This is a genomic window from Maribacter sp. 4G9, from assembly GCF_002742265.1.
In the GTDB taxonomy this organism is placed as follows: domain Bacteria; phylum Bacteroidota; class Bacteroidia; order Flavobacteriales; family Flavobacteriaceae; genus Maribacter.
On the sequence record NZ_MDGL01000007.1, the window covers coordinates 53,439 to 67,746 of the forward strand.

The window sequence follows — 14,308 nt, forward strand, 5'->3', positions numbered from 1 at the left end:
ACTTTGGTTTAATAACACTAATTGTCGTTAAAATGTAAGGTAATTTAAGAAAATAAAATTCATGCGCAGGAATTTCATAACAGAAAAATTCATCTAGTTATCCGTATTTTCATCGTTGTTTTAAAACAAATCTTTGCCGTTTATTTAATTTCTGTTTTCTTTTGCCTGAGTTATTAGGCACGGCCTTTATGTAAACCAAACCTTTCTGTCCTTTGAAATCTAAACAAATTGTGCTTTTTGCATCAGGATCCGGCACCAATGTTGAAAATATTGCCAATTACTTTGGCGAGCACCCTACTATTGGCATAAAGGCCGTTCTGACCAATAAACGGGATGCCCATGTTCTGGATCGATGTAACCGACTGGATATTGACGCGCTTTTTTTCAATAAACATGCCTTTGTAAAAAGTGATTGTGTTTTGAACATCCTAAGGAGTTTTGATCCGGACTTGATTGTTTTAGCGGGCTTTCTATGGAAAATTCCAGAAAACATCATCGATGCATTTCCCAATAAGGTTGTCAACATTCACCCAGCCCTATTGCCAAAATACGGGGGGAAAGGAATGTATGGCATGAACGTACATAATGCGGTCAAGGAAAATAAAGAAACGGAAACGGGCATTACAATTCATTATGTAAATGCCAATTATGATGAAGGTGGGGTTATACAACAAGTTAAGACCAATGTTTCTGAAAGCGATTCGGCAGAAGATATCGCAAGAAAAGTGCACCAATTGGAGTATGAACATTTTCCAAAAGTAATTGAAGACCTATTGTCCTAATGGGAAAAAAGAAAAAGTTCTATGTGGTTTGGAAGGGTAAAAGACCTGGCATTTATGAGACATGGGAAGATTGTAAGGCCGCTATAGACGGAGTAAAAGGAGCGGAGTACAAATCATTTGCCACGTTCCAGCTTGCAAAAAAAGCCTATAACGGAAACTATGAAGAATATAAAGGAAAGAAAAAGGGCGAATCCCAGCTTTCCCCCGAAGCACTTTTAAAAATAGGCCAACCCAACTATCATTCCATTTCCGTGGATGCAGCTTCCAGCGGAAACCCAGGTATTATGGAGTACCAAGGTGTGGATACTAAAACCAAGAAAAAATTATTCAAACAAGGCCCCTTTGAGCAAGGAACGAATAATATTGGAGAGTTTTTGGCCATTGTACATGGCCTTGCATTTCTTAAGGACCGAAATAGTGATCGAATAATTTACACGGATTCCCGCACGGCGATAAGTTGGGTTCGAAAGAAAAAATGTAACACCAATTTACCCGAAAACCCAAAGAATAAGGCATTGTTTGACCTTATCAGTAGGGCGGAAAAATGGCTTGAAACAAATTCGTACAATACCCCCATTGTAAAATGGGAAACCAAGGCTTGGGGAGAAATTCCCGCTGATTTTGGTAGAAAGTAATTTTTGATAACTATTCAAAATTGTACCGGTCTATCAACTACAATTCCCTTGGCAAATCATTATATTTGCAACTTCATTTTCAACCACGGTATGGGCAAGCTTTTAATTGTAGGAACGGTAGCATTCGATGCCATTGAAACCCCTTTTGGCAAAACGGACAAAATTTTGGGGGGAGCCGCTACTTTTATAGGTTTGGCAGCTTCACAGTTTGACGTTGATGCCGCCATCGTTTCAGTAGTAGGTGAAGACTTTCCCAAAGCATACCTAGATCTGTTAGAGGATAGGAACATCGACATTTCCGCTCTTGAGGTAGTCAAAGGAGGTAAAACTTTTTTTTGGAAGGGCAAATATCACAACGACCTTAATTCTAGGGATACTTTGGTCACCGAGCTAAATGTGTTGGCCGATTTCAAGCCTTTGGTACCAAATAATTATAAGGACTCAGATGTTGTTATGCTGGGAAATTTGCACCCAAATATCCAGATGAGTGTAATTGATCAAATGGAAAAACGACCAAAGATCATCATATTGGATACGATGAATTTTTGGATGGACCATACTTTGCCCGAGTTGACAGAGGTTGTTAAAAAAATAGACGTTCTAACAATTAACGATGAGGAAGCTAGGCAATTAACCGGGGAATATTCCTTGGTAAAGGCAGCCCAGAAGATTTTTCAAATGGGTCCCGACTACGTTGTCATTAAAAAGGGCGAACATGGAGCACTCCTTTTTCATGAGGAACAAGTGTTTTTTGCCCCGGCCCTGCCCTTGGAGGATGTTTTTGACCCCACAGGAGCCGGCGACACCTTTGCCGGAGGCTTTTCTGGCTATTTGGCAGCTTCGGAGGATGTTTCCTTTGATAATTTGAAAAAAGCCGTCATACATGGCTCGAACCTCGCATCGTTCTCCGTAGAAAAATTTGGAACAGAACGGATGTTGGACCTCGGTAGGGATGAGATCAATAGTAGGTTACATCAGTTTAAAGCACTTACACAGTTTGAAATTGAATTACAATAATCCTCGGCCCCACTCTTGGGGTTTTTTTAATATGTACACCAATGAGTGACGCAATAAAACACGAGTGTGGCATATCGGTAATCAGACTGCTCAAGCCTCTTGAATATTATAAGGAAAAATATGGCTCGGCCTTTTATGGGGTAAACAAAATGTACCTCATGATGGAAAAGCAACATAACCGAGGCCAGGATGGTGCCGGTTTTGCGAGCATTAAGTTGGATGTAGAGGCAGGGCAACGGTATATGAGCAGAGTTCGTTCCTGCCAGCAACAGCCTATACAGGATATTTTTGCCCAAATCAATGAAAGGATCAATAAGGAGCTTAAGGACCATCCGGAGTATGAGAATGACGTGAGGCTTCAAAAAAATAACATTCCATATATAGGGGAGTTGTTGTTGGGTCATGTCCGTTATGGAACATTTGGGAAAAATAGTATAGAAAGTGTCCATCCATTCTTAAGGCAAAATAACTGGATGCACAGGAACCTCATCGTGGCTGGTAATTTTAACCTTACCAATGTTCACGAGCTATTCGATAATTTGGTTCAATTGGGACAGCACCCAAAGGAAATGGCCGATACGGTGACCGTAATGGAAAAAATAGGTCACTTCTTGGACGACGCCGTTGCCAAACTTTATAAGCAGATCAAAAAGGAAGGCTTCAATAAGCAGGAGGCATCGCCTATTATAGCTGAAAGATTAAAAGTCTCAAAAATATTGAAACGGGCGGCCAAGAATTTTGATGGCGGCTTTGCCATGGCCGGACTACTGGGACATGGAGATGCATTTGTATTAAGAGATCCCGCCGGTATAAGACCCGCTTATTACTATAAGGATGATGAAATAGTTGTGGTTGCTTCGGAAAGACCGGCCATTCAAACGGTTTTTAATGTTCCTTTTGAGGAAGTAATGGAATTGGAACCTGGAAACGCCATTATTGTAAAAAAGAACGGTACTACTAGAATTAAGCAAATTTTGGAGCCTAGGGAGCGCAAGGCTTGTTCCTTTGAACGTATTTATTTCTCCAGGGGAAGTGACAAAGAAATTTACCAAGAGCGAAAAATGCTGGGAAAATTGGTGTTTCCACAAATTCTTAAGGCCATAGACCATGATCTTAAAAATACCGTTTTCTCCTATATCCCTAACACAGCGGAAACATCTTTCTTTGGCATGGTCAAAGAAGCCCAAAATTATCTTAACAAGAAAAAAGAAGAACAGATTCTTTCCATAGGTGCCAATATTACAAGTGAAGAGTTACATGAAATTCTAGAGGTAAGGCCCAGAATTGAAAAAGTTGCCATTAAGGATGCCAAACTTAGAACCTTCATTACACAGGATGACAGTAGGGATGATTTAGTGGCCCATGTATATGATATCTCCTATGGGTCCGTCAAACAGGGCGATAATTTGGTGATTATAGACGATAGTATCGTTAGAGGTACAACTTTAAAGAAAAGTATCCTAAAAATCCTTGATAGGCTTTTACCTAAAAAAATAATTGTGGTTTCTTCGGCACCACAGATTAGATACCCGGACTGTTATGGGATCGATATGGCCAAACTTGAAGACTTTATAGCCTTTAGGGCGGCTTTGGCACTTCATGAAGAAAACAACACATGGCAAATTATAGAGGATGTCTATAAAAAATGTGTCGAACAGGTTACAACAAGGGACAAGGATATTATCAATTATGTAAAGGAAATTTATGCTCCCTTTAGCGCGGACCAGATTTCCAAGAAGATTGGTGAACTGTTAAGCCCCAGTGATATTAAAGCAGAAGTTCAAATAATCTATCAAGGTATTGGCAGTCTTCACCAAGCCTGTCCTAAAAATTTGGGTGATTGGTATTTCACCGGCAACTATCCAACACCGGGAGGTAATAGGGTCGTCAATAGAGCTTTTATAAATTTTTTCGAGGGAAAGAACGAAAGGGCTTATTGATGGAAAAGATTCTTTCAACCTAATAACTATGCGTTTCATCGACAAAAGATGTATTTCATCGATGTAATGATTGTTCAGGTAGCACTAACCTTACTTTTAAGCTTGCCATAGCATAAGTAGGTTAAGTTCATGGTAAGATTTGGGGCAAAAAAGGTGGAGGACTCTCCACCTTTTTTATTTCCTGCCATTTACAAATTATCCGACTTTCCCTTGCTGTAGGATAATAATACAACTTTGGCATTTCAACTAAGGTTTAGGCCGTTCAACCAATTCCTTTTTATTTGGACCTTCTTTAGATATATCTTTGGAGGACCATAGCATAAGTAGGTTAAGTTCATGGTAAGATTTGGGGAAAAAAGGTGGAGCTATGCTCCGCCTTTTTTATTTTGACCGCATATCAATTACATACCGTTCAAGAAATCAGGTCTCTAGTAAGGAGAAAAGAAAATTTTTTAACATTTCTTTTTTTATTTCCCACAATACCAGTAATTTAGTCTTGCCATAGCATAAGTAGGTTAAGTTTATGGTAAGATTTGGGACGAAAAGGGTGGAGGTTTCTCCGCCCTTTTCTATTATATGCACAAAAAAACCACTTACAGATCTCTCTATAAGTGGTTCTTGATTTAACTTCTGTATTCTTTTGAGACTATTTATTGGCTTCGTACAATTTTGAAACCTCGCCCCAATTGATGATATTGAAAAATGCATTGATATAATCCGGACGTTTGTTTTGGTAGTTTAGGTAATATGCATGTTCCCACACATCCAATCCCAAAATAGGATACCCCCCACAACCTACACCGGGCATTATGGGTGTATCCTGATTAGGTGTGGAACAAATTTCCACTTTACCACCTTTATGGACACATAGCCAGGCCCAACCAGATCCAAATCTAGATCCCGCCGCATCACTGAATTTATCTTTAAAACCTTCAAAGGAACCAAAAGCACCATCAATTGCTTTTGCTAAATCTCCAGAAGGTTTTCCCCCTCCGTTTGGGGAAAGTATAGTCCAAAATAAAGAGTGGTTAAAAAAACCTCCTCCATTATTGCGGACTCCCATATTGTTCATATCCAGATTGGATAAAATATCCTCGATTGATTTGCCATCCAGGTCTGTTCCTTCAATTGCTGCATTTAGCTTTGAAGTATACCCATTATGATGTTTGGTATGATGTATTTCCATTGTCCTAGCATCTATATGAGGTTCCAGGGCATCATATGCATAGGGCAAATTCGGTAATTGAAAAGCCATAATTTATTTGTTTTTAAGATTAATATTAATATCCCAAATTTAAGGATTTTAACATTTATATTAACCCAATTATTTGTTAAGAACTGTTTCATTATCCTTATTTTGCGGATAAAAATAGGTGCAAAAAAGTACGTTTAGGATATACAATGCCTCTGCAGGTTCTGGTAAGACCTATGCGCTCTCAAAGGCCTATCTTAAAATTGTTCTTTCCAGCCCCTATAGTTTTAAAAGAATTTTGGCCATTACGTTTACCAATAAGGCGGTAAACGAAATGAAATATAGAATTCTGGACAGCCTTGATTCCTTCTCCAGGGTCAGTTTATTGGATAATGCGCCCCCGCTCTTTCTTGAACTTAAGGAAGATCTGGATTTAAGTATGGAAGCTTTGAGGGATTTATCTAAGCTCCGTTTAAAGGAAATACTTCATAATTATGCTTTTTTTGATGTTTCAACCATTGATAAGTTTACGCACAGGGTTATTAGGACTTTTGCCAAAGACCTAAAACTATCCCAGAATTTTGAAGTGGTCCTTGATATGGACTTGTTGCTTTCCGAAGCGGTTGCCCGCGTTTTGTCAAAAGCCGGTGAAGACCCGGAACTCACCAAAATCCTAATGGATTTTGCCATGGAAAAAATAGACGAGGATAAAAGTTGGGACATTGGATATGACCTGTTGAAAATTGGAAAACTCCTAAAAGACGAAACCAACACCTATCACCTTCAACGATTTAAAGAAAAGAAACTGTCCGATTTTATTTCATTACAAAACCACATCCAATCGCTCATTTCAATCAGTGAAAAAGAAATTCGACGTATTGCTAAAGACACGCTTTCCTTTATAAGCGCTAGTGGAATTGAAGAATCCAATTTTCCAAGACAAACACTTCCTAACCATTTTAGAAAAATTCTGGACGGGATCCTTAGTCCCAATGTCCTTTACAACAATAAATTGGAGGAAAATTTGATAGAAGGCAAAATATTAAAAGTCGGTTTGGGGAATCCATCGGAAGAATTTGCAAAAACCATTTTACAGAAATTCTTGAATATTAAAGAAAATATCTTTCAAAGAGGTTTTCTGGCCAATATTTACGTCAACCTTGTTCCCCTAACGCTTTTAAACACTATTGAACAGGAGTTAAAGCAAATTCAAACCGAGAAGGACCAACTTTCCATTTCAGAATTTAACCAAATCATTTCAAAGGAAATTAAGAATCAACCTGCCCCGTTCATTTATGAGCGATTGGGCGAGAAATACAAACACTATTTTATAGACGAATTTCAGGACACTTCTGAAATGCAGTGGAACAATTTGATTCCCTTAATAGCAAATGCCCTGGAAGGTACGGATGACCAGGGAAGGTCAGGCTCCTTGTTCTTGGTGGGGGACGCCAAGCAGGCCATATATCGCTGGCGTGGTGGTCACGCTGAGCAATTTTTGGATCTGGCAACAAAAAAGAACAATCCCTTTTCAATTGAAGGGGAAACCCACCAATTGCCTAAAAATTATCGGAGTCAAGACGAAATCATCAGGTTCAACAATGAATTTTTCCAGAACGTTGGCGGTCTTTTGGATAATCCAACGTATCAAGCATTTTTTAAGGCAGGGAATCAACAGGAAACGAACAATAAATCAGGTGGATACGTCAAACTAAGTTTTTTACAGGAGGAGATGGACACAGCCTATGGTGAAAAGGTTCTGCAAGCCATCGAAAACTCGTTAAAAGCGGGATTCCTATATGGGGATATCTGCATCTTGGTTCGGAAAAAGAAACATGGTGTGGCCCTTACAAATTTTTTAATGGACAAAGAGGTTCCGGTCATATCTTCGGATTCCTTATTACTCTCCACCAGCCCTAAAGTTCAGTTTTTGATTTCATTGGTCAGGTTTATGTTAATATCAGATGACCCAGCAACCAATTATGGGATTCTGGATTATTTGTCCGGTTCAGAAGAGAACAAGCATGACTTTATCCGTTTTCACTTAAACGACCTACCACAGTTTTTAAGTACCGAGTATACGTTTGATATCGAAAAGATCAAAGGTCGGTCACTGTTGGATTCCATGGAACACGCCATTAAGGTTTTTGATTTGGCGAAAGAATCTGATGCACATCTTATGTCTTTCATGGATTTTGTTTTCGATATGGAACAGCAATACGGCACGGATGCCCAATCCTTATTGAACAATTGGGAACTTAAATCAAATACCTTAAGTATTGGCGCACCTGAGGATTCCAGGGCAGTGCAGGTCATGACCATCCATAAATCCAAGGGGTTGGAATTTCCAGTGGTCATTTTTCCCTATGCAAACACCAACATATATGAGGAAATAGACCCAAAACTTTGGATGCCGGTTAATCCTGAACTATTTCTAGGGTTTGATGAATTGTTGATCAGCAAAAAGCAGGAAGTCAAAAACTACGGGGAAATTGGGGCCAGACTCTTTGAGCAAGAGCACCAAAGGCTTCAATTGGATGCTTTGAACCTATTATATGTGGCCCTGACAAGAGGGGTAAACGCCCTCTACATCATCAGCTGTCAAGACTTAAAGAAAGATGGGGATTATAAACCCGAGTACTATTCCGGACTATTTATTAAATATCTGATGGATAAAGGTCTTTGGAACCAGGATGTACTTGAGTACGAATTTGGAAAAATGAACCCGCCCAAAAGGCGTCAAATTAGGGAAGGTAATACCAATACGGTTCCCTATCTTTATTCCTACAAAGATAGGGATTCCTTCAAAATAAATACCAAGGCCGGAATGCTTTGGGATACGGAAAGGGAAATCGCATTGGAACAAGGAAATGTATACCATCATATCCTACAGCATGTTAACTCCAAAAAAGACTTGGGAGCTGCTTTGGAAAAGGCCTTGCAGAAAGGAGTTTTAAGTGGGTCTTCCTTTGAATACGTACGTGAAACACTTATTAAACTAATAGGTCATCCGGATCTGAACGAATTTTATGGGGAGGATATCATCGCCTATAATGAAAAAGAACTACTATTATCAAATGGGTCCATCTTAATACCGGACCGCGTTGTCCTCATGGGAAATAGTATCAGTATCATTGACTATAAGACAGGGAAAAAAAGTCCCAAATACAAAGAACAATTGGAATCCTATGCAAATGCATATCAAGACATGGGATACAGGGTAAAAAATAAAATCATTGCTTATATTAACGAGAATATAATTGTAGAATTTATTTAATATGTACGGAAAAATAAAAGCACATTTAGAGGAGGAACTAAAACAAATAAAAGAAGACGGACTTTATAAAAAGGAACGAATTATAGTTTCCCCGCAGGACGCGGTAATCAAAATTTCCACTGGGGAGGAGGTCATTAATTTTTGCGCCAATAATTATTTGGGACTTTCATCCCATCCAGATGTAATTCAAGCGGCCAAGGATACTATGGACACCCACGGCTTTGGAATGTCATCCGTGAGGTTTATATGTGGTACACAGGATATTCACAAGGAGCTCGAACGTAAGATAGCAGAATTCTACGGGACAGAAGACACCATTTTATACGCTGCCGCCTTCGATGCCAATGGCGGGGTGTTTGAACCACTTTTGGGCCCCGAGGATGCCATCATATCAGATTCCTTAAACCATGCCTCCATTATTGACGGGGTCAGATTGTGCAAGGCCCAAAGATATAGATATGCCAACAGTGATATGGAAGACCTTGAATCGCAGTTAAAAAAAGCCAATCAAGAAGGAGCTCGTTTTAAAATAATTGTTACCGATGGTGTGTTTTCCATGGACGGTTTGGTAGCCCCATTGGATAAAATTTGTGATTTGGCCGATGCATATGATGCCATGGTCATGATAGACGAATGCCACGCTGCCGGATTTATAGGTCCAAAAGGGATTGGAACCTTAGAGGAAAAAAATGTAATGGGAAGAATCGATATCATAACCGGCACTCTAGGAAAGGCCTTGGGAGGGGCAATGGGTGGATACACAACCGGCAAAAAGGAAATCATTGAGATTTTAAGGCAGCGCTCCAGACCCTATCTTTTTTCGAATTCCCTTGCACCAGCCATTGTAGGTGCATCCATTAAGGTGTTCGACATGTTGGCCAATGACACCTCGTTGCGGGATAAGCTTCAATCCAATACCGATTATTTTAAACTAGGCATGAAAAAGGCGGGCTTTGACATTATAGACGGGGATTCAGCAATTGTTCCTGTAATGTTATATGACGCAAAGCTTTCGCAACAAATGGCGGAAAAACTGTTGAAAGAAGGCATTTACGTAATTGGCTTCTTCTATCCCGTTGTTCCAAAAGGAAAGGCCAGAATCAGGGTGCAGTTATCCGCTGCACATGAAAAGGGACACCTGGATACAGCAATTAATTCGTTTATTAAAGTAGGCAAGGAGTTGAATATCGTTTAAATGCGCGTTTTATACTATTAAATGAGTTAAAAAAACAAGAAATTGATTTTGTTAATAATATTTAACAACTTACATTTGCAGCTAATAAACACTTAAACTTAAAAATTTGAACATGAAACATCTTAGCAAATTATTGGTTGTTGCCCTACTTGTAGTAGGATTTAACAACATACAAGCGCAAGACGAGAATAATCCTTGGCAAGTGCAGTTCGGGGCAAACGCCATCGATGTATATCCAACTGGTGACGTAAGCTCTTTTGGTAATGAATTCTTTAATGTTACCGACCATTGGAACATTCTTCCTTCTATTTCGTATGTAGGAGTATCTAAAAGTATTGGTGATGGTTTTTCTATTGGAGCTAGAGGTTCCTTAAACAAAATCAGCAAACTAGGTGATGTTAGCGTTGATGATCTATCTCACTATGCTATAGATGGTACAATAAAATATAACCTGACGAAAGAAACCGTCATCCAACCTTTTATTGAAGTAGGTGGAGGTTATACTTGGGTTGATGAGATTGGTGCCGGTACCGTTAATGGTGGTTTGGGACTTAATTTCTGGTTTACAGAAAACCTTGGTCTAACTTTGCAATCAACGTACAAACATGCTTTCGAAGATTACGGAGTAAAACATTTCCAACACTTGGCCGGTATCTCTGTCAAATTTGGAGGTACTGATACTGACGGCGATGGAATATACGACAAAGACGATGCTTGTCCAGAAGTTGCTGGTCTAGAGGCGTTCAACGGATGTCCAGATGCTGATGGTGACGGTATAGAGGATAGCAAAGACAGTTGTCCTAATGAAGCTGGTTCCAAAGAAATGAACGGATGTCCAGATGCTGATGGTGACGGTGTTGCCGATAAAGATGATGCTTGTCCTAATGAGGCTGGCTTAGCAGCGTTGGCTGGTTGTCCAGATGCTGATGGTGACGGTGTTGCGGATAAAGACGATGAATGTCCAAACGAGGCAGGTCCATCTGAAAACAAAGGATGTCCATGGCCAGATTCTGATGGCGATAGCGTTCTTGACAAAGACGATCAGTGTCCAGAAGTTGCTGGTACTGTAGCAAACGCTGGATGTCCAGAAGTAACTGAGGAAGTTCAAAAGCAATTGAACGATTACGCCAGAACTATTTTGTTCGATACAGGTAAGTCTTCTATCAAGGCTGAGTCTACTTCAGTAATGGTGGATATAATCCAAATCTTGAACGAGTATCCAACTGCTAAATTTACAGTTGAAGGTCACACTGACAGTGTTGGTAGTGCTAAATTGAACCAAAGTCTTTCTGAGTCCAGAGCTCTTTCCGTAAAAGAATTCTTAGTAGACAAAGGAATTGAGGAGTTCAGATTATCAGCTATAGGATACGGTGAGGATAAGCCAATGGCAACTAACAATACAGCTGCTGGTAGAGCTCAAAACAGAAGGGTAGAAATTAACTTAGTAAAATAAGTTAGCCCAAATAAACATTAAGTGTTTTAATACATAAAAAGCTCCGCAATATGCGGAGCTTTTTTATTTTTATAACTATGGTTAGTTTTCTGGAAGAAGTAATTGAAGAACTATACAACGAAAAAGTTGAGATAGAAAAATGTATCTATGTACTTCCAAGTAAAAGAGCAGGTACATTTTTAAAAAAGATACTTTCTAGGAAAGTAGGTAAAACCATAATTTCTCCGGAAATATACAGTATTGAAAGGTTCATTGAAAAGATAGCTGGTTTGTCCTATGCTTCACAAACACAACAACTATTCGAATTATATAAAGCCTATCTCCAAGTTGGAACTTATGAAAAGGAAGCCTTTGAATCCTATTTAAACTGGGGGCAAACTTTACTGCAGGATATTAATGAGATAGATAGGTATCTTATCGACCCTAAAAAACTATTTTCTGGATTGGCCGCAATTCAAGAAGTGAATCATTGGTCACTTCGGGAAGATAAGACTGCCCTGATGAAAAATTACCTCCACTTTTGGAATCAGTTGCATGATATTTACCAGACATTCAATGCAAATCTTTTAGCAAAGCAATTAGGGCATCAGGGGCTTGTATATAGAAAAGCATCTGAAATGATGCCAAATTATCTGCAGAAAGAAGGTAGAGCCCATATTTTTATAGGGTTTAACGCACTAAATACGGCAGAAAGTAACATAATACAGGAAATTCTAACCGACCCTAAATCTAAAATCTTTTGGGACCTCGACGAATACTTTCTTAAGGACAAATTACATGATGCAGGACTTTTTCTAAGAAAGCACATAACCAATTGGAAGTATTTTAGTTCAAACTCGGTAAAAGGCACAAGTAATCATTACACGCAATCTAAAAGTATACATATAATAGGTACCCCTAAAAACATAGCCCAAACCAAATATGTGGGTAAAATTCTACATCAAATAGAGAATGAAAACCCCCAACAGTTACAAAAAACAGCCGTAGTCCTAGGGGACGAATCGCTACTAAATCCCCTTTTGAACAGTATCCCGGAAACAATCAACTCCGTCAATATAACCATGGGACAAAAATTGGAGTTATCGGGCTTATCCTCTTTTTTCTTGAACCTAATTGACCTACATCTTTCAAAATCAAACAAGGGCTGGTTCTATAAGGACTTTACGACACTTTTAAATAATCCGTTTACGGTAATTCTTTTTCAAGGCGAAACACTGGACGTGGGAGAATTGACATCCCTTATTTATGAAAAAAATTGGATCTATATTTCAGATAAGGAACTTTTAAAATTTCCTAGTTCCTCTCAGCAAACATTAAGCAAGTTATTTTTCAAATACCGATCACCGCTCTTATTTGTTGAACAATGTTCATCACTGATACTACATCTTAAAACGATTTTCGAAAAAAAAGAAGATTATTTAGCCCTTGAACAACTTTTCAAGATTCATACAATTCTGAATCAAATAAAAGAATTGATGGTTGAATATGAATATATGAATTCCTTAAAAAGCTTTAGGAACCTCTTTCGTCAATTAATTTCGTCCGAAACGCTAGATTTTCAAGGTGACCCTATGGATGGACTTCAAATCATGGGAATGTTGGAAAGCAGGAACCTGGATTTTGAAACGGTAATCCTGACCTCAGTCAATGAAGGAATACTACCATCAGGGAAATCGAACAACTCCTTTATACCATTCGATTTAAAAAATGAATTCGGGCTACCCACCTTTAAGGAAAAAGATGCCGTATATACATATCACTTTTACCGTCTTTTACAAAGGGCAAAGAATATTTATTTGATCTATAATACGGAACCAGATGTTCTAGAAGGAGGTGAAAAAAGTAGACTGATCACCCAATTGCTTACGGATGAAAACAGAACGGACATCACTGAAAAAATAGCGACACCAAAAATTCAGGAACTGGACAATCGTCCAAAATCAATACATAAGGGTCAACAACTTATTGACCTTTTGGACCAGTATGCCAGTAAGGGCTTTTCCCCCAGTTCACTAAGTAATTACATTCGAAATCCTGTCGATTTTTACAAACAGAATCTCCTAGGCATCAATGAAACGGAAGATGTTGAGGAGAATATTGCCGCCAATACGATGGGTACCGTAATTCATGATACGCTTGAGGAACTATACACCCCATTTTTAGATAAAGAAATAGACCATGAGCAACTTATAAAATCAAAGGAATCCATAAAAGCAATCGTGCATAAAAATTTTCAGAAAACCTACGTTTACGGAGCCTATGCCAGTGGCAAAAACCTAATTGCCTATAATGTTGTGGTACGCTACATCGAGAATTTTTTAAATAATGAAATTGAAGAACTTAAGACGCACAGCACAAAAATTATCGGTTTGGAAAAGAAACTTAATATTCAAATAGTCCTGCCCAATTCAAACAAACCAGTAATACTTAAGGGAAAACTTGACCGGATAGATATTTGTGATGGTGTGACCCGAATTATCGACTATAAAACCGGAAAAGTAGAAAAGCGACACCTTGAAATAATCGATTGGCAAAATCTAACCGAATCCTATGACTACAGCAAGGCCTTTCAATTACTCTGCTATTCCTATATGTTCCTTAACCAAACGCCTACGGAGGCAATAAATGCAGGAATATTCAGTATAAAGAATTTGAAAGAGGGATTGATGCTTTTTTACAAAAAATCATCTCCCCGTGACACAAAAAAGAACCCTGTCATAGACAGGGAAGTTATGCAGGAATTTGAAAAATTACTGTATGGTTTAATGGAAGAGATCCTAAATCCAACTATTCCCTTCCTGGAAAAGGAAATATAGC

At 38.8% G+C, this 14,308-nt stretch carries 9 protein-coding genes; 8 read left to right on the plus strand and 1 reads right to left on the minus strand.

What is annotated here, in order from left to right:
• Positions 1 to 212: 212 nt before the first annotated feature.
• The 4 genes from BFP75_RS00855 (at position 213) to BFP75_RS00870 (ending at position 4,374) form a co-directional block, all read left to right on the plus strand.
• Positions 213 to 782: a phosphoribosylglycinamide formyltransferase gene (locus BFP75_RS00855; RefSeq protein WP_099542745.1), complete on the plus strand. Its 570-nt coding sequence runs from the start codon at positions 213 to 215 to the stop codon at positions 780 to 782.
• Complete coding sequence (locus tag BFP75_RS00860; protein ID WP_099542746.1) at positions 782 to 1,417, plus strand: viroplasmin family protein; 636 nt, start codon at positions 782 to 784, stop codon at positions 1,415 to 1,417. Before BFP75_RS00855 ends, BFP75_RS00860 begins: the two co-directional genes overlap by 1 nt.
• 90 nt (positions 1,418 to 1,507) lie before the next feature.
• A complete protein-coding gene (locus BFP75_RS00865) occupies positions 1,508 to 2,434 on the plus strand; it encodes a PfkB family carbohydrate kinase (RefSeq protein ID WP_099542749.1) in 927 nt (308 codons plus the stop codon).
• A gap of 41 nt (positions 2,435 to 2,475) precedes the next feature.
• Positions 2,476 to 4,374 carry an amidophosphoribosyltransferase gene (locus BFP75_RS00870; protein ID WP_099542751.1) on the plus strand — a complete coding sequence of 633 codons (1,899 nt, stop codon included), beginning with the start codon at positions 2,476 to 2,478 and terminating at the stop codon, positions 4,372 to 4,374.
• 646 nt (positions 4,375 to 5,020) lie between these two features.
• Here BFP75_RS00870 and BFP75_RS00875 read toward each other — a convergent pair.
• Positions 5,021 to 5,629 carry a superoxide dismutase gene (locus tag BFP75_RS00875; RefSeq protein ID WP_099542754.1) on the minus strand — a complete coding sequence of 203 codons (609 nt, stop codon included), beginning with the start codon at positions 5,627 to 5,629 and terminating at the stop codon, positions 5,021 to 5,023.
• 118 nt (positions 5,630 to 5,747) lie between these two features.
• Between BFP75_RS00875 and BFP75_RS00880 the strand changes: the two genes are divergently transcribed.
• The 4 genes from BFP75_RS00880 to BFP75_RS00895 all read left to right on the plus strand — a co-directional run bounded on the left by BFP75_RS00880 (position 5,748) and on the right by BFP75_RS00895 (position 14,307).
• On the plus strand, positions 5,748 to 8,843 hold the full coding sequence (locus tag BFP75_RS00880; protein WP_099542757.1) for a UvrD-helicase domain-containing protein: 3,096 nt from the start codon (positions 5,748 to 5,750) through the stop codon (positions 8,841 to 8,843).
• Position 8,844: 1 nt separating this feature from the next.
• Positions 8,845 to 10,038, plus strand: a complete 1,194-nt coding sequence (gene kbl / locus BFP75_RS00885; RefSeq protein WP_099542759.1) for a glycine C-acetyltransferase — start codon at positions 8,845 to 8,847, stop codon at positions 10,036 to 10,038.
• 112 nt (positions 10,039 to 10,150) lie between these two features.
• Positions 10,151 to 11,491: an OmpA family protein gene (locus BFP75_RS00890; RefSeq protein WP_099542761.1), complete on the plus strand. Its 1,341-nt coding sequence runs from the start codon at positions 10,151 to 10,153 to the stop codon at positions 11,489 to 11,491.
• A 77-nt stretch (positions 11,492 to 11,568) separates the two neighbouring features.
• Positions 11,569 to 14,307, plus strand: coding sequence for a PD-(D/E)XK nuclease family protein (locus tag BFP75_RS00895; RefSeq protein WP_099542763.1), 2,739 nt, complete (start codon positions 11,569 to 11,571; stop codon positions 14,305 to 14,307).
• Position 14,308: the final 1 nt, after the last annotated feature.

Coding starts and splice junctions, on each gene's coding strand:
- BFP75_RS00860 (WP_099542746.1), top strand. CDS start 782: ATGGGAAAAAAGAAAAAGTTCTATGTGGTTTGGAAGGGTAAAAGACCT.
- BFP75_RS00865 (WP_099542749.1), top strand. CDS start 1,508: ATGGGCAAGCTTTTAATTGTAGGAACGGTAGCATTCGATGCCATTGAA.
- BFP75_RS00870 (WP_099542751.1), top strand. CDS start 2,476: ATGAGTGACGCAATAAAACACGAGTGTGGCATATCGGTAATCAGACTG.
- BFP75_RS00875 (WP_099542754.1), bottom strand. CDS start 5,629: ATGGCTTTTCAATTACCGAATTTGCCCTATGCATATGATGCCCTGGAA.
- kbl (WP_099542759.1), top strand. CDS start 8,845: ATGTACGGAAAAATAAAAGCACATTTAGAGGAGGAACTAAAACAAATA.
- BFP75_RS00890 (WP_099542761.1), top strand. CDS start 10,151: ATGAAACATCTTAGCAAATTATTGGTTGTTGCCCTACTTGTAGTAGGA.
- BFP75_RS00895 (WP_099542763.1), top strand. CDS start 11,569: ATGGTTAGTTTTCTGGAAGAAGTAATTGAAGAACTATACAACGAAAAA.